General features: G+C 70.0%; 23 protein-coding genes, 1 tRNA gene, 1 pseudogene and 1 riboswitch. Of the genes and pseudogenes, 15 read left to right on the top strand and 10 right to left on the bottom strand.

The features are described from left to right. Positions 1–38 precede the first annotated feature (38 nt). Entirely contained in the window at positions 39–1,451 is a 1,413-nt protein-coding gene (locus tag CP978_RS13420) for an SMI1/KNR4 family protein (protein ID WP_052454564.1), read from the bottom strand. Between the two features lie 123 nt (positions 1,452–1,574). Here CP978_RS13420 and rdgB point away from each other — a divergent pair, with 123 nt between their 5' ends. Continuing rightward, complete coding sequence (rdgB, locus tag CP978_RS13415) at positions 1,575–2,177, top strand: RdgB/HAM1 family non-canonical purine NTP pyrophosphatase (RefSeq protein WP_043440570.1); 603 nt, start codon at positions 1,575–1,577, stop codon at positions 2,175–2,177. A 53-nt stretch (positions 2,178–2,230) separates the two neighbouring features. Here rdgB and CP978_RS13410 read toward each other — a convergent pair. The 4 genes from CP978_RS13410 to bcp all read right to left on the bottom strand — a co-directional run bounded on the left by CP978_RS13410 (position 2,231) and on the right by bcp (position 4,286). After that, positions 2,231–2,305 (bottom strand) — tRNA-Leu (locus CP978_RS13410). Between the two features lie 15 nt (positions 2,306–2,320). Beyond that, entirely contained in the window at positions 2,321–3,019 is a 699-nt protein-coding gene (locus tag CP978_RS13405; protein ID WP_043440567.1) for an HNH endonuclease signature motif containing protein, read from the bottom strand. After that, complete coding sequence (locus tag CP978_RS13400; RefSeq protein WP_043440564.1) at positions 3,016–3,678, bottom strand: HNH endonuclease signature motif containing protein; 663 nt, start codon at positions 3,676–3,678, stop codon at positions 3,016–3,018. The genes CP978_RS13405 and CP978_RS13400 overlap by 4 nt, the downstream gene beginning before the upstream one ends. A 140-nt stretch (positions 3,679–3,818) precedes the next feature. Next, positions 3,819–4,286, bottom strand: coding sequence for a thioredoxin-dependent thiol peroxidase (bcp, locus tag CP978_RS13395; protein ID WP_043440560.1), 468 nt, complete (start codon positions 4,284–4,286; stop codon positions 3,819–3,821). A 170-nt stretch (positions 4,287–4,456) separates the two neighbouring features. Between bcp and CP978_RS13390 the strand changes: the two genes are divergently transcribed. The 3 genes from CP978_RS13390 (at position 4,457) to CP978_RS13380 (ending at position 5,675) form a co-directional block, all read left to right on the top strand. Then, positions 4,457–4,795 (top strand): DUF3618 domain-containing protein, encoded by a 339-nt coding sequence (locus tag CP978_RS13390; RefSeq protein WP_043440557.1) that lies wholly within the window; start codon positions 4,457–4,459, stop codon positions 4,793–4,795. Positions 4,796–4,838: 43 nt separating this feature from the next. Beyond that, entirely contained in the window at positions 4,839–5,180 is a 342-nt protein-coding gene (locus CP978_RS13385) for a GroES family chaperonin (RefSeq protein WP_043440554.1), read from the top strand. Positions 5,181–5,240: 60 nt separating this feature from the next. Then, a riboswitch (guanidine-III (ykkC-III) riboswitch) is annotated at positions 5,241–5,322 on the top strand. 32 nt (positions 5,323–5,354) lie between these two features. Continuing rightward, a complete protein-coding gene (locus tag CP978_RS13380) occupies positions 5,355–5,675 on the top strand; it encodes a DMT family transporter (protein ID WP_043440552.1) in 321 nt (106 codons plus the stop codon). Positions 5,676–5,759: 84 nt separating this feature from the next. Here the strand turns inward: CP978_RS13380 and CP978_RS13375 are convergent, their stop codons facing one another. After that, complete coding sequence (locus CP978_RS13375) at positions 5,760–8,213, bottom strand: transglycosylase domain-containing protein (RefSeq protein WP_150478216.1); 2,454 nt, start codon at positions 8,211–8,213, stop codon at positions 5,760–5,762. 202 nt (positions 8,214–8,415) lie between these two features. Here CP978_RS13375 and CP978_RS13370 point away from each other — a divergent pair, with 202 nt between their 5' ends. The 6 genes from CP978_RS13370 (at position 8,416) to CP978_RS13345 (ending at position 15,297) form a co-directional block, all read left to right on the top strand. After that, positions 8,416–9,216, top strand: a complete 801-nt coding sequence (locus CP978_RS13370; RefSeq protein ID WP_043440549.1) for an ABC transporter permease — start codon at positions 8,416–8,418, stop codon at positions 9,214–9,216. Continuing rightward, positions 9,209–10,084, top strand: a complete 876-nt coding sequence (locus tag CP978_RS13365; RefSeq protein WP_043440547.1) for an ABC transporter permease — start codon at positions 9,209–9,211, stop codon at positions 10,082–10,084. The genes CP978_RS13370 and CP978_RS13365 overlap by 8 nt, the downstream gene beginning before the upstream one ends. Positions 10,085–10,129: 45 nt before the next feature. After that, positions 10,130–11,146: an ABC transporter ATP-binding protein gene (locus tag CP978_RS13360; RefSeq protein ID WP_052454562.1), complete on the top strand. Its 1,017-nt coding sequence runs from the start codon at positions 10,130–10,132 to the stop codon at positions 11,144–11,146. Positions 11,147–11,225: 79 nt separating this feature from the next. Beyond that, the gene (locus CP978_RS13355; RefSeq protein ID WP_043440545.1) at positions 11,226–12,074 is read left to right on the top strand and encodes a DUF1707 SHOCT-like domain-containing protein; all 849 of its coding nucleotides are present in this window, start codon (positions 11,226–11,228) and stop codon (positions 12,072–12,074) included. A gap of 320 nt (positions 12,075–12,394) precedes the next feature. Further along, on the top strand, positions 12,395–13,732 hold the full coding sequence (locus CP978_RS13350) for a DUF445 domain-containing protein (RefSeq protein WP_043448526.1): 1,338 nt from the start codon (positions 12,395–12,397) through the stop codon (positions 13,730–13,732). Positions 13,733–13,794: 62 nt separating this feature from the next. After that, positions 13,795–15,297, top strand: a complete 1,503-nt coding sequence (locus CP978_RS13345) for an MFS transporter (protein WP_043440542.1) — start codon at positions 13,795–13,797, stop codon at positions 15,295–15,297. 22 nt (positions 15,298–15,319) lie between these two features. Here CP978_RS13345 and CP978_RS13340 read toward each other — a convergent pair whose 3' ends face one another. Continuing rightward, positions 15,320–15,622: a hypothetical protein gene (locus tag CP978_RS13340; protein WP_043440539.1), complete on the bottom strand. Its 303-nt coding sequence runs from the start codon at positions 15,620–15,622 to the stop codon at positions 15,320–15,322. A 256-nt stretch (positions 15,623–15,878) separates the two neighbouring features. Between CP978_RS13340 and CP978_RS13335 the strand changes: the two genes are divergently transcribed. Further along, complete coding sequence (locus CP978_RS13335) at positions 15,879–16,559, top strand: hypothetical protein (RefSeq protein ID WP_043440537.1); 681 nt, start codon at positions 15,879–15,881, stop codon at positions 16,557–16,559. 104 nt (positions 16,560–16,663) lie between these two features. Here the strand turns inward: CP978_RS13335 and CP978_RS13330 are convergent, their stop codons facing one another. Then, positions 16,664–17,029 carry a hypothetical protein gene (locus CP978_RS13330; RefSeq protein WP_043440534.1) on the bottom strand — a complete coding sequence of 122 codons (366 nt, stop codon included), beginning with the start codon at positions 17,027–17,029 and terminating at the stop codon, positions 16,664–16,666. Positions 17,030–17,204: 175 nt separating this feature from the next. Next, positions 17,205–17,362, bottom strand: a pseudogene (locus tag CP978_RS13325) (IS110 family transposase); the annotation flags it as partial. 156 nt (positions 17,363–17,518) lie between these two features. On the opposite strand from CP978_RS13325, the gene CP978_RS13320 reads away from it, so the two are divergent. The 3 genes from CP978_RS13320 (at position 17,519) to CP978_RS13310 (ending at position 19,580) form a co-directional block, all read left to right on the top strand. Continuing rightward, a complete protein-coding gene (locus CP978_RS13320) occupies positions 17,519–17,992 on the top strand; it encodes a carboxymuconolactone decarboxylase family protein (RefSeq protein WP_043440529.1) in 474 nt (157 codons plus the stop codon). Between the two features lie 146 nt (positions 17,993–18,138). Continuing rightward, complete coding sequence (locus CP978_RS13315) at positions 18,139–18,879, top strand: alpha/beta fold hydrolase (RefSeq protein WP_227745365.1); 741 nt, start codon at positions 18,139–18,141, stop codon at positions 18,877–18,879. 98 nt (positions 18,880–18,977) lie between these two features. Continuing rightward, positions 18,978–19,580, top strand: coding sequence for an SMI1/KNR4 family protein (locus CP978_RS13310; RefSeq protein WP_227745364.1), 603 nt, complete (start codon positions 18,978–18,980; stop codon positions 19,578–19,580). Between the two features lie 129 nt (positions 19,581–19,709). Here CP978_RS13310 and CP978_RS13305 read toward each other — a convergent pair whose 3' ends face one another. Continuing rightward, complete coding sequence (locus tag CP978_RS13305) at positions 19,710–19,868, bottom strand: toxin-antitoxin system HicB family antitoxin (RefSeq protein ID WP_043440526.1); 159 nt, start codon at positions 19,866–19,868, stop codon at positions 19,710–19,712. A 50-nt stretch (positions 19,869–19,918) separates the two neighbouring features. Here CP978_RS13305 and CP978_RS13300 point away from each other — a divergent pair, with 50 nt between their 5' ends. Beyond that, positions 19,919–21,145, top strand: coding sequence for an RNA-guided endonuclease InsQ/TnpB family protein (locus CP978_RS13300; RefSeq protein ID WP_043440523.1), 1,227 nt, complete (start codon positions 19,919–19,921; stop codon positions 21,143–21,145). The last annotated feature ends 160 nt before the right edge of the window (positions 21,146–21,305 follow it).

The raw sequence follows: 21,305 nt of genomic DNA, 5'->3' as shown, positions 1-21,305 counted from the left end.
GGAGCGGTGTCGTTGGCCCGTCCGGCCAACCACACCGCTCAGCTCCCAGCGGGACCTGCAACGCCTCGTCTTGCATGGCCCATCGGTTGTGCCGCGGGACCGAGATCTCCTTCGAGGAGCGTCTGAACGATCTGAGGCCGGTCCCAGAGGGCCAGGATCTCGTTGGCGATGGCCACGACGGGGAGGTGGTCTTGGTCGCGCACCTTGATGGCTGCGGCCGACAAGGTGCGCGGGACGGCTCCGGCGTCCAGGAGAACGCGCCATTCCTGCACGCCGAGTTCCAGGAACTCCAGTCCGGCGAGCCCGGCGACCTCCAAGGGATCGGCCAGCGTGCCGGGGAAAGCGGTGAGGGTGCGCAGCCGGGGCAGACCGGTGACAGGGGCGAGGCTGAACGGCGTACCGTCCCACACACCGATGGACAGGACTTCCAGGGCGGGGTGAGCGGCGGCCTGGATGGTCTCAAGGCTTCCGCTGCCGACCCTGGCCACGACCGGAAGCTGGTCCCCGCGGCGGTCACGGCGCTCCTCCCTCACCCGGCCCAGAACGAAGTCGGTGAGGGAGTCAGCCATGAGTTCGGCGCCGAGGCTCTGCTCGTGGTCGACCAGGATGACCTGCCCGAGGTGTCCGCCCGGGCCGGGCGTCAGATCGACCGCCAGCTGGTCGCCGCCGTTGCCCCCGAAGACGATCCAGCCGGGTGAGCCGGCCAGGCCCTGCACCGCGGCGTCGGGCGGGGTGCTGACCGCCTTCGTCGCCGACAAACCCCAGTGGGAGTGACGGGCCGCCGCATCGACGCCGTACAGGTCGTCCAGGGCGGAGAGTTCGCAGCCGACCGCCGTAGTGACACGGTCCGCCGCTATGTAGTCGTCACCCCAGTCCTCCCACTGTGCCCGTGTCACCCGGTAGACCACCTTGAGCTCGTCGGACAGCGTGACGCCGAGGCGCGCTTCGGCGGCAGCGATCTCCCCCTCCGTCGCGCCGATGGCGTCGGGCAAACGCTCGCGGAGCGTCCGATCCAGCAACCCCAGGTCCGCCGAGGGGGCGGGCATCGCCCCGGGCACCGGATCGGGGAGGCGGCGCCAGGGCTCGGGAAGGGAGCCGTCGGCCAGGACGAGCACCCCCAGGTCCGGGTAGCCGACGGCGGCTTCTACGACCGGGCTGGGCCAGACCAGGCCGAGCGTGGTGCTTCCGTCTGGTTGGACCTCCGCCCTGAACGCGATCTCCTCGACTCGGCCTCGCGCGAGTGCCCGCTGTATGTCCTGCACCGCGATCTGCTCTGTCGACGACATACGTCCCGGGAGGGCCAGGCTCCAGCCGGAGCGGCTGATGCGGCCCGCCACACGGGCAGACCGGGCAGCACGCCTCTCCGTGTCGTCGGCCAGCAGGAGCCGCAGTACGGGCTCCCAGGTCGCGAAATCGTGTACCGATGACAACGGGGGTCTCCGATCAATCATGCGCAGACCGTACGCGGAGCCAGTGACAAACCTGACCAAGCCGTACCGGGCGCCGCTCCTCCTCGGCGGGTGCGGTCGGGGGCGCGGTGAAGGGGCGCCCGCGCCGCACGGATACTGGAGGGCATGAGCCGCCTGATCCTCGCCACGCGTAACCCCGGAAAGATCACCGAACTGAGGGCGATCCTCGCCGAAGCGGGTCTTCCGCATGACCTGGTCGGTGCGGATGCCTATCCCGACATCCCCGACGTCAAGGAGACGGGCGTCACCTTCGCCGAGAACGCCCTGCTCAAGGCCCACGCCCTGGCCCGCGCGACGGGGCTGCCCGCGGTGGCCGACGACTCGGGCCTGTGCGTGGACGTTCTGAACGGTGCCCCCGGGATCTTCTCGGCCCGCTGGGCCGGCCGGCACGGTGACGACCGGGCGAACCTGGAGCTGCTGCTGGCCCAGATCGCGGACATCGACGACGCCCACCGGGGCGCCCACTTCGCCTGCGCGGCGGCGCTGGCCCTGCCGGACGGCACGGAACGCGTGGTCGAGGGCCGGCTCCTGGGCACCCTGCGGCACGCACCGGCCGGCACCAACGGCTTCGGTTACGACCCGATCCTCCAGCCCGAGGGCGACACCCGCACCTGCGCGGAACTGACCCCCGACGAAAAGAACAAGATCAGCCACCGGGGCCAGGCCTTCCGCGCACTGGTACCAGTGGTACGGGAACTACTGGCCTGAGCTACGAACAAGCCCGGCGCCTTGGTATCAAAGGCGCCGGGCTGTTTTTCCTATGGGCCCGGTGGGACTCGAACCCACGACACACCGGATCTAAACCGGCGTCCTCTCGCCAGCTGGGATACGGGCCCGCGGCGATGCCTACTTTACTGGGCGCTGAGGGCGCTCGGTGATGCGGTCATTACATGAACCGTGCGTCGTCCGCCTCTGCACCAGGTGGCGGTGATCGCATGGCAGTTGGGGCACAGCAGCCGTAAGTTCTCTCGCCGGTCGTCGTGCCAGTCTCCGTTGATGTGGTCGATCTCAAGCGTCATGGGCCCGCCGAGCCATTCGGGCCCGGTGCCGCAACGGGCGCAGCGCTCGGGCACCCCGGCCTCGCGGAGCGCCCGGCGCAGACGCTTGGTCGCCGTCCGGTGTGTGCCGTTGTGCTGGACGAGCACGTCTTCCGGTCGCTTCCGGGGGTTCGGACCGGGCTTGCCGCGCCGATGTCCCTGCCCCAAGAAGTGCGAGGTGTCGATTCCGTAGTGAGTGGTGAGCCGTGAGAACAGCGCGCGCTGCCGTGCGTTGTCCGGGCGTTCAAGGATCCGAAGAACCCCGGCGATCGATGCGGACCGCGCCACGGCGTTCCGCAACTGGCCTTCGTCGGGCCGGCCCTGGGAACCGTGGCGTCCCTTACGCGGGAAGTGCGAGACGTCGATGCCGAAGTGCTCGAAGCGCTGGTACAGATATCGACGCAGATTGGCGTAAGGCCGTGTGCCGAGGAAGGCGATGACCTCGTCCATGTCGGAGCACTGCGCGGCCGCCTCGGCCAGCCGCTCGCGCGTGTACGGGACGCCGCTGGTCATACGCGGCTGCCCTTCGGACGTGCCTTGGCCCGGCCTCTGTATGTGTCTGTTGTGGAGTGGCAGTTGGGGCAGAGCAGACGCAGATTCTCGACCCTGTTGTTCCTCCAGTTGCCGTCGATGTGGTCGACCTCCAGGGGCAGTGGCTCTCCGAGCCACACCGGCTCGATTCCGCAGAGGAAGCACCGCTGTGTGATTCCCAGTTCGCGCATGGCCCGCTTGAGCCGACTGCTCGGGACACGTCTGGCTTCCGCCGAGGTGTCCTCCACGAGGATCTCGTGGGGCGTGCGACGGCGCTGGTTGTGTCTCATGCGCTCGGTTCGGACCACCGGTGTGAAGTGCGAGGTGTCGATGCCGTACGCCTTGATCCGCCGACTGATGTGGGTGTGGTGTCCGCCCACCGCGTCCAGTCCGAGACGGCGCAGCACCTCGTACATGTTTGTGGAGGCGGAGACGGCTGCCTGGAGTGTGTCTCTGGACCACTTGATCCCCTCGCGCTCGAAGTGTGAGACGTCCACCCCCAACTTCTTCATCCGCTCGAGCACATAGCGTCGTGTGGAGCTCTTCGGATCCACACCGAGGCTCTCCAATGCCTCCGTCAGCGTTCGCGCCGTCGCGGCGGCCGCTTGCAGACGCTCCTTGTCGAATGCGCCGACCCCCATCGATCCCCTCCGATCTAGGTCACATGTTCGTGGCCTCGCACGGAGTAACGAAAGGGGCGTCCGGTGGTCACGCCTGAAGGTAAGGGAGCGGCCTGCGCCGGTTGTCCGGGCAGGCCGTTCGGTGGGGATTCGGGGGTGGGTCAGAGGGAGAGGTCCTTGATGATCTTTGCTACGTGGCCGGTCGCCCGCACGTTGTAGAGGGCGCGCTCGACCTTGCCCTCCTCGTCCACGACCACCGTGGAGCGGATGACGCCGACGACCGTCCTGCCGTACATCGTCTTCTCGCCGAAGGCGCCGTACGCCTCGAGGATCTGCTTGTCGGGGTCGGAGAGCAGGGTGACCTTCAGGGACTCCTTCTCGCGGAACTTGGCGAGCTTCTCCGGCTTGTCGGGGGAGATGCCGATCACGTCGTACCCGGCGCCCGCCAGCAGCTCCAGGTTGTCCGTGAAGTCGCACGCCTGCTTGGTGCAGCCGGGGGTCAGCGCGGCCGGGTAGAAGTAGACGATGACCTTGCGTCCCCGGTGGTCGGCCAGGGAGACCTCCTTGCCGTCGGCGTCCGGCAGGGTGAAGGCGGGGGCGGTGTCGCCGGGCTGGAGTCGCTCGCTCATCGTTACCTCACGTCGCAAGGGGCGGGTTACCCGACGAGCCTAATCTGCCTCGGTCCGGTGCGCGGAAGGCATGGGGGGCGTCGGCGGGCCCGGCCCCGAGCTGACAGACTGTCGACCACAGAAGCAGGAAATGCGCGGATCACGCCGCAAACGACCACGGAGGAAGCGCGGTGACGGACACGTCGAGCACACCGGACACCAGGACTCCGGCGCAGATCGAGGCGGACATCAAGCGCCGCCGCGAGACTCTCGCCGAGACGCTCGACGAGATCGGCGTCCGGGTGCACCCGAAGACGATCGTCGGGGATGCCAGGGCCAAGGTCGTCTCGCAGGTCGACCACACCCTCGGCCGTGCGTACGTCGGTGCCAACCGGGTCGTCAGCCAGGTCAAGGGGCAGCTGGTCACCGAGGACGGGGCGCCGCGGCTGGAGCGCCTGCTGCCCGTGGCGATGGTCGTGGTCGGGGTCGTGGGCCTGCTCGCCTACGGTGCGCGGCGCCGCAAGGACTGACCCGGACGCGCACGACGGCGTCGAAGGCAGGTAGGTTCGGGGCGTGAGCGAGAAGACCCACCACGACAAGTTGCCCATCCGGATGCTGCACGACCGGGTGCTGGTGCGGCAGGACGCCGCCGAGGGCGAACGCCGGTCCGGCGGCGGCATCCTGATCCCCGCGACCGCGGCCGTCGGCCGTCGCCTCGCCTGGGCCGAGGTCGTCGCGGTCGGGCAGAACGTACGGACCGTGGAGCCGGGCGACCGGGTCCTGTACGACCCGGAGGACCGGGCGGAGGTCGAGGTGCGCGGGACCGCGTACGTCCTGATGCGCGAGCGTGATCTGCACGCCGTGGCGGCGGACCGCTTCGAGGGGTCGGAGGACTCCACGGGCCTGTACCTCTAGTACCCGCGGTACCTGCAGGGGCTGGTGACGGTGGTCACCGGCCCCTTCGGCGTTCCCGCCCGCTTGCTACCGTGGAGGCCCCCGACGAGACGCGCCGTACCGGGACAGGGACCGTCAGGCCCGTACGCAAAGACGACGCACCCCCGTTCCGTTCGTCTCCCGGAGGTGCCTCTCATGGCCTGGGTCCTGCTCGTCGTCGCCGGTCTGCTGGAAGTCGGCTGGTCGGTCGGCATGAAGTACACCGACGGTTTCACCCGGCTGTGGCCGAGCCTGGCCACCGGCGCGGGCATCGTGGCCAGCATGCTGCTGCTGTCGTACGCGGCGAGGTCGTTGCCCATCGGCACGGCGTACGGCGTCTGGGTGGGCATCGGCGCGGCCGGTGCGGCGGTCCTGGGCATGGTGGTGCTCGGCGAGCCGGTGACCGCGGCGCGCACCTTCTTTGTGTCGCTGCTGGTGGTGGCAGTGGTGGGGCTGAAGGCGACCTCCGGGCACTGAGCCCGATCACCACCGGGCCCGCGGGCACGTCGCTCCCGCCGGGCCCGCGGGCACGCCGACCCGACGGGCGCGCGGTGTCGTGCACTACCGGCCGATCAGACCGCCCGGCCCGCCCGCGGCTCCGCCGCCACCCGTGGCGCCGCCGGTTCCGGTGCCGCCGCCCCCGGTGAGGCCGCCCGAGTCCGTGGCGCCGCCCGTCCCGGTGTTGCCTCCGGTGCCGTTCGTGCCCCCGGCCCCGGTGGTGCCGCCCGAGTCCGTGGTGCCGCCGGTGGTGGCGCCGCCGTCTTCCTGGGGGCCGCCGTTGCCAGGTTCCCCGGTCGTGCCCGTGGTGCCGTCCGTCCCGGTGGCGCCGCCGTCCGCCGAGCCCTCGGACCGGCCCTGGCCCTGGTCCTGCCCCTGGTCCAGACCGGGGGTGTCCTGCTCGCCCGTCGTGCCGCCGTCGTCCTGGGTGCCGGTGCCGCCCTGCTCCTCGTCCCAGGGGCCCGTGGGAGGCTCCAGGACCTCGTCCGCCCCGCGCTGCAGGGTCAGGTCGAAGTCATGGACCGGGGTGTTCTCCAGAGCGGCCCTGGTGAACTGCGCCCAGATCTCCGCGGGCGCGCCGCCGCCGTTGACGCGGTCCAGTCCCATCGCGCCGTACAGCGACTTGTGCTTGCCCGATTCCGGGTCCTGGCCCATCACCGTGATCACCGTGGCCAGATCGGGGGTGTAGCCGGCGAACCAGGCCGCCTGGTCCTCCTCGGCGGTGCCCGTCTTGCCCGCGGCGGGCCGTCCGGCGCCCTGGGCGGCGGTCGCCGTGCCGTTGTCCACCACGCTCTGCAGTATCGAGGTGGTGGTGTCGGCGGCCTCGCGGCTCACCGCCTGCTTGGTGGTTCCTTTCGGCAGCGGGACGTCCGTGCCGTTCTTGGAGACCTTCTCGACCATGGTGTACGGGCCGTGCCTGCCGTGGTTGGCGAGTGTCGCGTACGCCTCCGCCATGTCGAGCACGCTCGCGGTGGCCGTGCCGAGCGCGATCGACGGGTACGGCTGGAGGTCGGGGGTGTCCGCGGGCAGGCCGAGATCGATCGCGGTCTGCTTGACCGTGCCCGGGCCGACGTCCACGGCCATCTGCGCGTACACCGCGTTCACCGACTTGTCGGTGGCCGTCCGGACGGTGATCGGGCCGTAGTCGACGTTGTCCTCGTTCTCCGGCGCGTAGGTCCCGCCCGACCAGCCCTCCACCGGGCGCCCGTCCGTGCCGTCGTACACCGTGTTGGGGTTGATGGTGTCGCCGTACTGCGTCCGGGAGCCGTGCTGCACGGCCGAGGCGAACACGAACGGCTTGAAGGTGGAACCGACCTGGTAGTCGCGGCGGGTCGCGTTGTTGACGTACTGCTGGGTGTAGTCGATGCCGCCGTACATCGCGCGGACCTTGCCGGTGGCCGGGTCGATGGCGACGCCGCCGGCCCGGACATAGCGGTCGACCGTGCGGTTCTTCTTGTCGAGCTTGCTCATCACCTGGTCGTCGACGGCCTTGACCAGGGCGTCCTGCTTGGACTTCTGCAGGGTGGTGGTGATGCGGTACCCGCCGCCGGCCAGGTCGTTCTCGTCGACGATCTTGTTGCTGACGAGATAGTCCTTGATCGCCTGGACCAGATAGCCGCGCTGGCCGGACAGACCGGACGCGGTCCCCTGCGCCTTGGGCATGGGGAACGTCGCCTTGCTCCGTTCCGCCTCGCTCAGCCACTTCTTCTTGACCATGCCGTCCAGGACGTAGTTCCAGCGCCCGACGACCGCGGCCTTGTTCTCCGGGTGCGCCGTCACGTCGAACTCGCTCGGCGCGTTCAGCAGGGCCGCGAGATAGGCGCCCTGGGCGGGCGTGAGGTCCTTGGCGTCGATGCCGTAGTACGCCTGTGCGGCGGCCTGGATGCCGTAGGCGTTGCGGCCGAAGTAGCTGGTGTTGAGATAGCCCTCGAGGATCTCGTCCTTGCTGGTCTCGCGGTCCAGCTTGATCGCGATGAAGAACTCCTTCACCTTCCGGGTGACGGTCTGCTCCTGGCCCAGGTAGTAGTTCTTCACATACTGCTGGGTGATCGTGGAGCCGGACTGTTTGCCCTTGCCGGTGGCCGTCTTCCAGGCGGCGCGCAGCATCGCCTTGGGGTCGACGGCGGACTCGGAGTAGAAGTCGCGGTCCTCGGCGGCCAGCGTCGCGTGCTGGGCGGCCTTGGAGATCTGCGCCAGTGACACGTTCTCGCGGTTGACGGAGCCGTCGCGGGCCAGCTGGCTGCCGTCGGCGTACAGGAACACATTGCTCTGCTGGACCGCGGAGGCGTTCGCCGCGGGGATCTGGACCAGGTAGTAGCCGAGTGCGAACAGGCCGACCAGGAGGAGGACGCCCGACAGGAAGGCGCCGAGCGCCATGCGCCAGGTCGGGATCAGCCGTCGCCATCCCGTGCGCCGGGGCCGCCTCGGCTCGCCGCCCGGGAGGTCCCCGGAAGATCCGGAACCCGGTTCCCGGGGCGCCCATGCCTGGCCCTGCTGTGGCTGCGCCTCGTCGCTCATCGTGCTGCCGGACTCCCGTTTCGCGTCGTACGTTCCCGTACGCCCTCGTACGCCATCTGCGTCCCCTTGATGAAGACTGTCGCACCTTGCGTTCCGTTCCCGGCTCCAAGAGCGTGTTGTGGGGAAAAAACGTGTGGAACGCCACTTCGTCCGCGCGCTAGGCTCCTGCGCTTCGCCCGGCGCGCGTCGAAGGAGGGTTTCCGTGGGAACAGGGCGGTTGTACGCCGCCGTCGCGGCCGGTGGATTCCGCCGGTACGCGACCTATCGGATGGCGACCGCGGCGGGGGTGTTCACCAACACGGTCTTCGGGCTGATCCTGGCGTACACCTATCTGGCCCTCTGGGACCAGCGGCCCCATCTCGGCGGGTACGACCAGGCGCAGGCCGTGACCTTTGTCTGGGTGAGCCAGGGCCTGCTGATGACGGTGGCGGTGCTGGGCGGCGGCTTCGAGGACGAGCTGATCGAGCGCATCCGCACCGGTGACATCGCCGTCGATCTGTACCGGCCCGCCGATCTCCAGCTGTGGTGGCTGGCCTCGGATCTGGGGCGGGCGCTGTTCCATCTGCTCGGCCGGGGCCTGCTCCCGCTGGTGTTCGGTGCGCTGCTCTTTCCGCTGGCGCTGCCCGTCTCCCCGCTGACCTGGGTCGCCTTTTTGATCGCGGTGCTGCTCGGGACCCTGGTCAGCTTCGCGATCCGTTTCGTCGTCGCGCTGTGCGCGTTCTGGCTGCTGGACGGGGCGGGCGTCTCCCAGCTGGCGGTGCTGACGGCGATCTTCTGCTCGGGCATGCTGCTGCCGCTCAATGTCTTCCCGGGCGCCCTCGGCGAGGTCGTCCGGCTGCTGCCCTGGTCCGCGCTGCTCCAGGCCCCCGTGGACATCCTGCTCGGCACGGCGGATCCGCTGCCCACCTACGCCTTCCAGGCCCTGTGGGCGGTCCTGCTGCTGGCCCTGGGGCGGCTGGTGCAGTCGGCGGCGACCCGGCGGGTGGTGGTCCAGGGTGGCTGAGACGTTCCGCGCCGGGGCGGGGGAGGGGGACCGCGGGTGGGCCCGGGAGGGAGAAGGCGGACGGGTGCGGGAGGGGCTGCGGGCCTACCGGCTGATCACCGCCATGTGGATCCGCTCCACCATGGCCTACCGCGCCTCCTTCGTGATGAACACCCTCGGCAACTTCGCCGGCACGGCGCTCGACTTCGTCGCGATCATGCTGATGTTCTCGCAGGTCGATGCGCTCGGCGGCTACCGCCTGCCCGAGGTCGCCTTTCTGTACGGGCTCTCCGCCACCGCCTTCGGTATCGCCGATCTCGCGCTCGGCTCGATGGACCGGCTGGGGCGGCGGGTGCGCGACGGCACGCTGGACACGCTGCTGGTGCGTCCGGCGCCGGTGCTCGCCCAGGTCGCGGCGGACCGCTTCGGGCTGCGCCGCCTCGGCCGGATCCTCCAGGGCCTGCTGATCCTCGGGTACGCCGTCGCCGCCCTGGATCTGTCCTGGACCCCGCTGAAGGTGCTGATGGTCCCGATGGCGCTGCTGAGCGGTGCCGCGATCTTCTGCGCGGTGTTCGTGGCGGGCGCGGCCTTCCAGTTCGTCGCCCTGGACGCCTCCGAGGTGCAGAACTCCTTCACCTACGGCGGGCAGACGCTGTTGCAGTACCCGCCGACCGTCTTCGCGAGGGAACTGGTGCGCGGGGTGACCTTCGTACTGCCGCTCGCCTTCGTCAACTGGCTGCCCGCGCTGTATGTGCTGGGGCGGCCCTACCCGCTGGACCTGCCGCTGTGGGTCGCCTTCGCCCCGCCGCTGGTGGGGGCGGGCTGCTGTGCGCTCGCGGGGCTGGCCTGGCGCGCGGGACTGCGTTCGTACCGGAGCACGGGAAGCTGAGGGGCTGAGGGACTGATGGACGGCGGCGGCATGCGGAGCGGGGCCATGGACGAGGGCTCCAGCGAGGACGCTTCCCGGGACGGTTCCCCGGAGGGCGGCCTCATCCGGCTGGAGCGGGTCGAGAAGGTCTTCGACGTGCGCAGGAGGACCGGTTTCCTCAGGAGCGAGCGGCGGCAGGTGCGGGCCGTCGACTCGATCTCCTTCTCCGTTGCGCGTGGCGAGATGGTCGGCTACATCGGGCCGAACGGCGCCGGGAAGTCCACCACGATCAAGATGCTGACCGGGATCCTCACCCCGAGCGGTGGCCGGCTGCGGGTCGCCGGTATCGACCCCTCCCGGGAACGGACCCGCCTCGCCCGGCGCATCGGGGTGGTGTTCGGGCAGCGTACGACCCTGTGGTGGGACCTGCCCCTGATCGACTCCTACCGGCTGATGCACCGCATGTACCGCGTCCCGGACGCGCGTTTCCGGGAGAACCTCGACCGCTGCGTCGAACTCCTCGAACTGGGCGCCCTGTTGGACGTCCCGGTGCGGCAGCTGTCGCTGGGCCAGCGGATGCGGGGCGATATCGCGGCGGCCCTGCTGCACGATCCGGAGGTGCTGTACCTCGACGAGCCGACCATCGGCCTCGATGTCGTCTCCAAGGCCAAGGTGCGGGAGTTCCTGCGGGACCTGAACGCCGAGCGGGGCACCACGGTGCTGCTGACCACGCACGACCTCCAGGACATCGAGCAGTTGTGCTCGCGGGTGATGGTCATCGACCAGGGGCGGCTGATGTACGACGGTCCGCTCACCGGGCTGCACGCGGTGGGCGACAGCGAGCGCACCCTGGTGGTCGACCTGGAGCGTGAGCTGCCGCCGATCCGGACGCCGGACGCCCGTGTGGTGCGCGTCGAGGGCCCGCGGCAGTGGCTGGCGTTCCCGGCGTCCCGGTCGGCGGCTCCGCTGGTGGCGCAGATCGCGGCGGAGTACCCGGTGGTGGATCTGTCGGTGCGGGAGCCGGACATCGAGGCGGTGATCGCGAAGATGTACGCGGGGCAACTGGAGCGGACGCTCTCGTAGCCCCCCTGCCGGGTGAACTCGTAGGCTGACACCCATGAGCGACGCTGTGTCTTCCGGGGGAAGCGACGATCGGCGGCCGATGCCGCAGTCCCCCAGTACCCCCACCCCCGAGCTCCGTGCCTCCGACGCCGATCGTGACCGGGTCGCCGAGGCCCTCCGGGAGGCCGTCGCGGAGGGCCGGCTCGACATGGAGGAGTTCGAGGAGCGGCTGGAGGCGACCTACCGGGCGCGGACCTACGGCGAACTGGAGCCGATCACCCGCGACCTGCCGTCCCCGGGTGTCACCGCTCCGCCGATCTCCTTGCGCAAGGAGCCCGAGGAGAGCGGGGGTTGGGGCGAGCGGATCGTCGGCGGCGGGGGGTCCTCCAGCTGGGCCGTCGCCGTGATGTCCGGGTTCCAGCGCAAGGGGCGCTGGACGGCGCCCAAGCGGTTCACCTGCTTTGCCTTCTGGGGCGGCGGTGAGATCGATCTGCGGGAGGCCGACTTCGCGGACCGCGAGGTCGAGATCAACTGTGTTGCGATCATGGGCGGGATGAATGTCATCGTGCCGCCGGGCGTCGAGGTCGTGGTGCGCGGCATCGGGATCATGGGCGGCTTCGACCACCGTCAGGAGGGCGTGCCGGGGGACCCGGGCGCGCCGCGCGTGGTCATCACCGGGTTGGCGTTCTGGGGCGGGGTCGGCGTCGAGCGCAAGCTGACCCGGGCCGACCGGCAGCGGCTGAAGGAGGAGCGGCGCCAGGACAAGCTGGACCGCAGGACCGCCCGCAAGGAGCTGCACGCGTCCTTCCGTGAGGACATCGAGGGGGCCCATCGCGAGATGTTCGAGGCGCACCGGGATCTGATGCGGGACCGGCACGAGGAGCTGCGCCAGCGCCGCCAGGAGCGCCGGGACGCCCGCCGCGAGCGGAGACGGGACGGCGAGTACTGACCCCGGGCGGGTGCCGGCCCCCGGGGGAGTACCGACCCGTCGGTCCGGCCGCGCCCGCGTCCTCGTACGCCCGCCTCGTATGCCGTCCCGCCTCGTTATGCCGTCCTGCCTCGTATGCCGTCCTGCCTCGTTATGCCGTCCCGCGGAAGACCCCTCGCCGGAGCCCTCGTCATCCCCCGGGGAACCCTGACCGTTCCCTGATCCGACCCTGAAATGCCCCGGACCTTCTCCGTCCGTACCGGCGCGGGGAACTCCTGTTCCGTTCCGGGAGTCGCTCAGGAAGGGACAATGTGTACAGGGCGCACGAACGGGTGGAGTGGATGGAACGCACGGAACCGGACGACACGGCGGCCGAGGGGCCGCCCTCCCGCTCGGGCATCGCCCCGAGCCGGGCGATGACGTCCTTCAGTCCCGCCGACGAGGAGAAGCGCCGGGGCGTACGCCGGATGAAGAGCACGGCCACCGGGCTGCTGCTCCTCGTGGCGCTCGTGTATGTCCTCGCCACCTGGGCGCGGAACGCGGGTGCGGGCACCTGGGCCGGTTATGTGGCCGCCGCCGCCGAGGCCGGCATGGTCGGCGCGCTCGCCGACTGGTTCGCGGTCACCGCGCTGTTCCGGCATCCGCTCGGCCTGCCGATCCCGCACACGGCGATCATCCCCAACAAGAAGGATCAGCTCGGTGTCTCCCTGGGCGAGTTCGTCGGGGAGAACTTCCTCTCAGGGGAGGTGGTGCGCCAGCGGCTGAGAGCCGTCGGCATCACCGCCCGACTGGGCGCCTGGCTCGCCGAACCGGAGCACGCCGACCGGGTGACGGCGGAGCTGGCGACGGCCCTGCGCGGGGCGCTCACCGTGCTGCGCGACTCGGATGTGCAGGCGGTGGTCGGCGAGGCCATCACCCGCCGGGCCGGCGCCCAGGAGATCGCGCCGGGCCTCGGCAAGATGCTGGAGCGGGTCGTCGCGGACGGCGGCCACAAACGGATCGTCGACCTGGTCTGTGTCCGCGCCCATGACTGGCTGGTGCTGCACGACGACCAGGTCATGGGGGCCGTCCAGGGCGGCGCCCCCGGCTGGACCCCGCGTTTCGTCGACAAGAAGGTCGGCGAGCGGGTCTACAAGGAGCTGCTCCGCTTCGTCACCGAGATGCGCGACGAGCCCACGCATCCGGCGCGCGGCGCCCTGGACCGCTTTCTCTCCGACTTCGCCTCCGATCTGCAGTCCGACACCGACACCCGGGCGCGGGTGGAGCGGCTCAAGGGCGAGGTGCTGGGCCGCGGCGAGGTCCAGGACCTGATCGCCTCCGCCTGGACGGCCGTACGGTCGATGCTGGTGGCCGCCGCCTCCGACGAGCGCAGTGAGCTGCGGCTGCGGGTGCGGTCCTCACTGCTGTCGCTGGGCGCCCGGATGGCCACCGAGCCGAGCACCCAGGCCAAGGTCGACACCTGGGCGGAGGGTGCCGCGGTGCATGTGGTGACGACGTACCGCAAGGAGATCACCTCCCTGATCACGGACACCGTGGCCGGCTGGGACGCGGTGCACACCACCCGCAAGATCGAGGCGCACATCGGCCGCGACCTGCAGTTCATCCGGATCAATGGCACGGTGGTGGGATCGCTGGCGGGACTGCTGATCTACACGGTGTCGCGGGCGCTCGGGGCGTGACGGACGGCCGGGCGGCACTCGGGCTGGGTGCCGCGTCACCGGGCGTCCCCGAGGAGGCAGCCATGGCGCACACCGAGCCCCGGCCCGGCACGATCACCACCGCGATCCCCGCCCGTCTGGACCGGCTGCCCTGGTCGCGCTGGCACTGGCGGATCGTCATCGGGCTCGGCACGGTGTGGATCCTGGACGGTCTCGAGGTCACGGTCGTCGGCAATATCGCCGGCCGGCTCTCGGAGCCCGGCAGCGGCCTGCCGATCAGCTCGGGCGAGGTCACCGGGGTCGCGGCCGCGGTGTATGTGGCGGGCGCCTGTTCCGGCGCGCTCTTCTGGGGCCGGCTGACCGACCGCTACGGCCGCAAGAAGCTCTTCATGATCACTCTCGCGGTGTATCTCGGGGCCACCGCGCTGACCGCGGTCTCCTTCCAGACCTGGTGGTTCTTTCTGTTCCGCTTCTTCACGGGCTTCGGCATCGGAGGTGAGTACGCGGCCATCAACTCCGCGATCGACGAGCTGATCCCCGCCTACTACCGGGGCCGCGTCGACCTGATCATCAACGGCAGCTTCTGGCTGGGCGCGGTCGGCGGCTCGCTGCTGTCGATCCTCGCGCTGAACACCGCCGTGCTGCCGAAGGACGTGGGCTGGCGGCTGACCTTCGCCCTGGGCGTCGTCCTCGGCCTGGTCATCCTTCTCGTACGGCGCACCGTCCCCGAAAGTCCCCGCTGGCTGCTGATCCACGGCAGACACCAGGAGGCGGAACGGGTGGTGTCCGACATCGAACACCGGATCGTGGCCGAGAAGGGGGCACCCCTGCCGCGGCCCGCGGGTGAGCTCACCATCCACCAGCGCCCGAGCATCGGCTTCGGCGAGATCGCCCGTACCGTCTTCACCGCCTACCGCAGACGTGCCGTACTGGGCTTCTCCCTCTTCATCGGCCAGGCCTTCCTCTACAACGCGATCACCTTCGGGTTCGGCGCGATCCTCACCCGCTTCTTCCATGTCCCCACCGGCAACACGGGCTACTACTTCGGGGTCATCGCGGCCGGCAACTTCTGCGGTCCGCTGCTGCTGGGCAAGCTCTTCGACACGGTCGGCCGCCGGGTGATGATCTCGTCGACCTATCTGGTGTCGGGCCTGCTGCTGTTCGGCACGGCCTGGCTGTTCGGGCGGGGCTCCCTGACCGCGGTCACGCTCACGGCCTGCTGGTGCGCGGTGCTGTTCGTGGCCTCGGCGGGGGCCTCCAGCGCGTATCTGACCGTCTCCGAGGTGTTCCCGATGGAGACCCGGGCCATGGCCATCGCCTTCTTCTACGCCCTCGGCACCGCGGCCGGCGGCATCAGCGGCCCCCTGCTGTTCGCGGACCTCACCAACACCGGCCATGTTCGCGACACGGTCCTCGCCTTCGGGATCGGCGCGGCCCTGATGTGCGCGGCGGGGCTGGTCGCCGCGCTGATCGCGGTACCGGCGGAAAGACGCTCCCTGGAGGACGTCGCCCGGCCACTGACGGCGGCCGAGCAGGCGTCGGGGACGGTGCGGGCGGACGAACGCCGCGGACGCGCCCCGGAGTGACCGCTCCGCCCTCCCTACGGCCCTATCCGCGCCGGTCGGCCACCGCCCACGAGGCGAGGGCGACGGCCCCGGTCACCCCGAACACGGCGGGCCAGGCGCCCACCTTCTTGGCCAGCGGATGCGACCCGGCGAAAGCGGCCACATACGCCGCGGTCAGCACCCCGGCCGCCGTACCGCCCGCCTGCTTCCGCCACTGCTGCGCGGCCGCGGCCCCCGCCACGGCCAGCACGGCCCCGCCCAGCTGCCGCTTCCCGGTCCAGCGGGCGACTCCGTACCCGCCGACGAGCCCGCTCGCGGCCACCAGTGCCGTGGGAACCTTCGCCATCCCGTCCGCCTCCTGCTGCTCACCGCCCGCCGGCCACCGGGCGCGGCGGCCGTACCGGACTGTGAACGAGGCTAACTCTGCGCCCCACGACACCCCGGGCCAGGGGCCGAACGGCCTCTGCGGGTCTCCCTTGACCCATGCTGGTGACTAGTCGCGCATGCCTCGCTACGTAATCTGAGATCTCTACCGGAACCCGGGGCGGTTCAAAGCCATCCCAGGACGGACTGTCCGCAAAGGTGAAGAAGGAGTTCTGCCCATGACGCGGTCTGGCCCGGACACGGGCAAGTCGGCCGGCAGGAGAGGGGGCGGGGTGCGGCAGGCAGCCCTGCTGGCCGTAACTGTCCTGGTGGCGACGGCGTGTACCGCGTCGTCGCAGGACAGGGAAGCGAAAGCGGCGGCGTCCCCGAAGCCGACCGAGGTCTCGGTGTCGCAGTGGATATGCGAGAACGGCCGATTCCACTGGGGAGAGATCAGGACCACAGGGAAACTGGTCGCCGTCTCCCAGTTGGTTCGTGTCGAGAAGGGTGAGCAGGCGGCGAGCGTCAAGTTCCAGGCCGTTCCCGTACGCGAGGTGACTGCTGGCATCGACTCCAGTGCGAAGGTGTCCGAGGAATTGGTGTTCGCCTCCCTGGAACAGCACATGAATCTCGGAGGGAAGCGGCTCGCGCAGAACGGGGAGTCCGTACCGATGGCCGATTTCGGGACTGACGACATGACAGGAAAGAACGGCGACTACCTTTCGGTGATAGGGGTGCAGGTGGTCGAGGCGAGCTTCGTCCAAGGCTGTGCCGGCAATGCGAAGGCGCCGGTCTACGGCACCGTCACCACGTGGTACGAGAAGACCGCCGGCATGATCAAGTGCGGCCGGAACCCGGGAACGTATCCGGGTTTCCGGGAGGCGCATGACCTGGTATGCGGCGAGGAGCCCCGAACCTAGGCCATATGCGGCTCATCGAGAGGCGAGCACCCCATATCCCAGTCCGCTGACCGTCCAGCAGGCGGCGCTCGCGAGTGCCGCCTCGCTCCAAGGCGCAGGCCGTTTCACTTGTGCCGTCCGTGCCGTCCGCTGACGACACGACCGGCCCGACGGCGCGCTCGCCACTGGGACACGACTGCCGCGGTCACCGAGAAGAGCAGGAGCGGTCCGGCAGCCCAATGGATCACGGTCATCGGCCAGGCTGGCTCCTTGCCGACCAGCATGGCCGTCATCTTGGCAGCCATACTGATGCCCAGCACCACATAGCCGAGACCCCAGGCGCGGGCTACCCACACGGGGCCCCCGATCGGCTGCGGCGGCCGGTGCGGCCGGAGCACAGCCAGCCCTCCCAACCACGTACAGCCCAGGGCCAAGACCGTCATGAACACTCCCCCGGCCGTGTCCAACGCATCGGTCTGGATGCCGAGCATTCGCGCCACACTCTTCTCACTTCACGCGGCCCCCAACGCCAAGGCCGCCCCGGGGCAGCATGATGGCAGTCCGGGTGCGACATCTCACTTGCAGGGCACGGCAGATGGCTGGAGCGCTGCCTTCCGGCATCCGGCAATGTGGGTGGCCCGGACTACGGTCACCGTTGGCGCTTGGCGCTTGGCGGAGCGGTGCGAAAGCGCGCTGTTCGTCGAACGGCTGCCATGTCTGGAGGCAGTGATGCGGTTGGCCGAGGAAGCGGTTGAGCAGGTGACGCTGGGCGGTGTTGTGCCAGTCGCCGTGCCGCGCCGGCGCCGGTAGCGGGCGTTGGCTCCGGCGCACCGCACCCCCCCCGTGAACACTGACCACCTGCCGGGCGCTCCGAAGAGAATGAGACCTAGGTCACACGCGTTGTCTCCATCGGGCCCGTCACATTCCTCCGCTCCGTTCCGTCAGTGCTGTGTAACCGTCCACACGGCAAGGAGATCATCATGGAAGCCCGACTCGACATCTTCGCCAACCCCGTCGCGGGGAAGTTCCTGAAGTACCTCAACTCGGCGGGCAAGGCGGTCACGGACTCGACGCTGCCGGCCGCGATCCAGGAACTGGTGAAGATCAGGGCCAGCCAGATCAACGGCTGCGCCTTCTGCCTCGACATGCACACCAAGGACGCCGCGCACGCCGGGGAGACCTCGCTGCGCCTGAACCTGGTCGCGGCCTGGCGGGAGGCCAAGGTCTTCACCGAGGCCGAGCGGGCCGCCCTGGAGCTGGCCGAACAGGGCACCCGCATCGCCGACGCCTCCGGCGGCGTCACGGATGCGGCCTGGGCGAACGCCGCCAAGCACTACGACGAGGAGCAGCTCGCCGCACTGGTCACGCTGATCGCCCTGATCAACACCTACAACCGGCTGAACGTGATCACCCAGCAGCCGGCCGGCGACTACCAGCCGGGCATGTTCGGCTGACCCGGGACGCGACGCGGGCCCGGAGAACCGCCGCCGACCTGGGCACCACCGGCCTCGGCTCTTCGGGCCCCGTCGCGTCACCGTGGGCGTTCTGCTGTGGGCCAAGACCGTGGCGCCCGCACCGAGGCGGACGACAGGATCGCTCTATGCAGCCGATCCAGCCGATCCAGCCGAACCGGCCCGCGCGGCCGATGCAGTCGGTCTTCGTCCTTGTGCACAGTCCGTCCGTGGGTCCCTCGACCTGGCACCCGGTGGCCGAACACCTGACGGCGGCGGGACACCGGGTACGGGTGCCGTCGCTTCCGCGCCTCGACACCGGTGCCCCGCCCTTCTGGCCCCGTATCGCTGATGCCGTACGCGACGACCTCCGGCAGGTGCCCACCGATACCCCCGTCACCTTGGTGGCCCACAGCAACGCGGGGCTGTTCCTCCCCGTGATCCGCTCGGGCCTGGAGCACCCGGTGGCCGGCTCGGTCTTCGTCGACGCCGCGCTGCCGGCCCGGACCGGATCGACCCCGGTCGCCCCACCCGAACTGCTGGAGTTCCTCCGCCCGATGGCGGTGGACGGCAGGCTTCCGCGCTGGACCGACTGGTGGGACGAGGCGGATGTCGCCCCGATGTTCCCCGATCCGGCGGTGCGGCGGACCGTGGTCGAGGAGCAGCCCACCCTGCCGCTGTCCTACTACGAGCAGCACATCCCGGTTCCCGACGGCTGGGACGACCACCCCTGTTCCTACCTGCTGTTCGGCCCTCCGTACGACGACCTCGCCGCCGAGGCGCGCACCCGCGGCTGGCCCGTGGCACATCTGCCGGGCGCACACCTCCATCAGACCGTCGACCCGGCCGGCACCGCCCGGCATCTGCTGGAACTCACCACCACGACGTGATGCACACCGCATCGGCACCCTCGCCGCCCGGCGCGACCGCGGCGTGCGGTTCTGGTGTGTAGCTCTGACTCATAGTGATGTCGAGGGGGACAGCCGGAGTGTCGGAAGTGGAAGAAGTGCGGTCGGCGTGGGGGCGGATCGTCCATTGGCTCGAGGCGAACGCGCCGGCCAGCGCTCAGGCGCTGTGCGGGCCGGCGACGGACGGGGACATCGCGTCACTGCACGAGGCGTTGGGACTCGACGTACCCGATGCGCTCGAGGCATTGCTGCGGATGAACAACGGCAGCACCGCGAAGGACACCAAGCAGGTCCTGTCCAGCGGGCGGGTGCTGCCCGTCCGCCACCCGGATGCGGCACTCTTCCCCGCCGGGATGGTCCTTCTGGGATGCGCGGAGATCGCCGAGCAGTACGCCAAGTGGCGACGGTCCGAAGAAGAGCACGGAATCGAGGGTTACTGGGGAGCCTCCTGGGTTCCTGTTGTCCAGGACTTCGAGGGGCAGTACTACGGATTCGCTGTTGACGCTTCTGGGGCGTCGTCCGGCTTTCCAGTCCTGGAGTACGGCGAGGGCTCCCTTCCGGGTGAGGCCTCCCCGTCACTGGGCACGCTGCTGGACACGTTCGCCGATGCCCTGCAACGCGGCAGGTGGGACGGGTGGCCCGCGCGGGTGGAGAGGGGCTCGCTGAGGTGGGGCGAGGAGTGAATCCGGCCGGTTTGGTTCCCGTACGCCGTTGACTGAGGCATTCACCTGATGCCTCTGAGGATGCCCCGGCCTTCAGGTCGGGGAGGAATCGGACTCCTGCGGAGCAGGGCAGGGAAAGTCGAATCGCCGTCAGGGTGATTCGGCGCCTGCTGCGGCGGCGTCGCGATCGCTCTCCAGGCGGTAGACGATCTCGGAGTTGAGGGACCTGCGGGCGGACTTGGCCTGAGCGGCCAGCCATGCATGGAGGTCGGCGGGCAGGCGGAGAGTGATGCGCTTCTCTTCATCCATGACCCCAGAATAGTGATTCTCTGACCTGACAATGGTGGTAAAATGGCGTCATGTCGACGCAGCGGGCTGTGGGCGGGGATGCCGGGAACGCCCGGTACACCTACCGGCTGCGCGTGTCGTCGACCGCCCGTACGGCGCTGCTCGCCGAATGGGACCGCTGCCGGTGGGTCTGGAACGAGTGCGTCGCCAAGTCCCGCCAGGTGCACGCCCACAACCGGGCGCATCCCGACAACGGACTGACGTGTGGCCCGGCCCGGCTCGACAAGATGCTGACCGAGGCCCGCGCCGCCATGGCGTGGCTGCGTGAGGGATCGTCGGTGCCGCAGCAGCAGATCGTCCGGGACTTCGGCAAGTCCCGGGCCAGGGCTCTGAAGGACATCAAGGACCGGCTGCCCATGCGGCGGCGTGCCGGAATGCCGAGGATCAAGCGGAAGCGCGACGCGCTGCCCACGCTGAACTACACCAGGCGTGGCTTCCGCCTGAAGGACAGGCGCCTGCACCTGGCGGGCGGCATCGTCCTGACCGTGGTGTGGTCCCGCGACCTGCCGTCGGTCCCGTCGTCGGTACGGGTGTACCGAGACAGTCTCGGCCACTGGTACGCGTCCTTCGTCGTCGCCGCCGAGGCGCAGCCGCTCCCCGCCACGGGCGCCGTGCTCGGTGTCGACTGGGGCGTCAAGGAGACCGCCACCACCACATCCGACGCCCACGACCTGCCCCACCCGCAGCACGGGATGAACGCCGCGCGGCGTCTCGCCCGCTATCAGCGGATGATGGCCCGCCGCCGCCCCGCCAAGGGGCAGCCTGCGTCCAGGGGCTACCGCGAAGCGCAACGGCAGGCCGCGAAGGTGCACAAGAAGGTCGCGCGGCAGCGGCAGGACACCGGCCGCAAGTGGGCCAAGCGTGTCGTCCGCGACCACGACACCGTCGCCGTCGAGGACTTCCGGCCGAAGTTCCTCGCCCGGACGTCGATGGCCCGCAAGGCGGCGGACGCCGCGATCGGCGCCACCAAGACAGCCTTGATCGAGATGGGCCGCAAGCACGGGCGGGACATCCGACTCGTGCACCCCGCGCACACCACCATGGACTGCGCGTCGTGCGGAGCGAGAACCAAGCACGCACTTCCACTTTCGGAACGTACCTACACCTGCACCGCGTGCGGGCTTGTGTCCCCCAGGGACAAGAACTCCGCACACGTGATGCTCGTCCGGGCTGGTCTCAACCCGGCTGGCGCCGAGGGCGTAAGACCTCCGGGAGCGCTGCTCCCGGAGGCAGCCTGAGCCAGGAATCCCCGCCCTTCAGGGAGGGGAGGACGTCAATCCCGTGGCTCCCTCCCGTCATGGTTCCTCGTCGCGAAACACGACCGGACCATCAACCCCGACCAGGAACGCTACGAGGCCAAGCGCGCGGGATCGCACACGGTGGAGATCGACTCCTCCC

It is taken from the genome of Streptomyces nodosus (genome assembly GCF_008704995.1).
In the GTDB taxonomy this organism is placed as follows: Bacteria; Actinomycetota; Actinomycetes; order Streptomycetales; family Streptomycetaceae; genus Streptomyces; species Streptomyces nodosus.
Note: the sequence above shows the minus strand (reverse complement) of the source record. Positions and strands in the feature narration are given on the sequence as shown.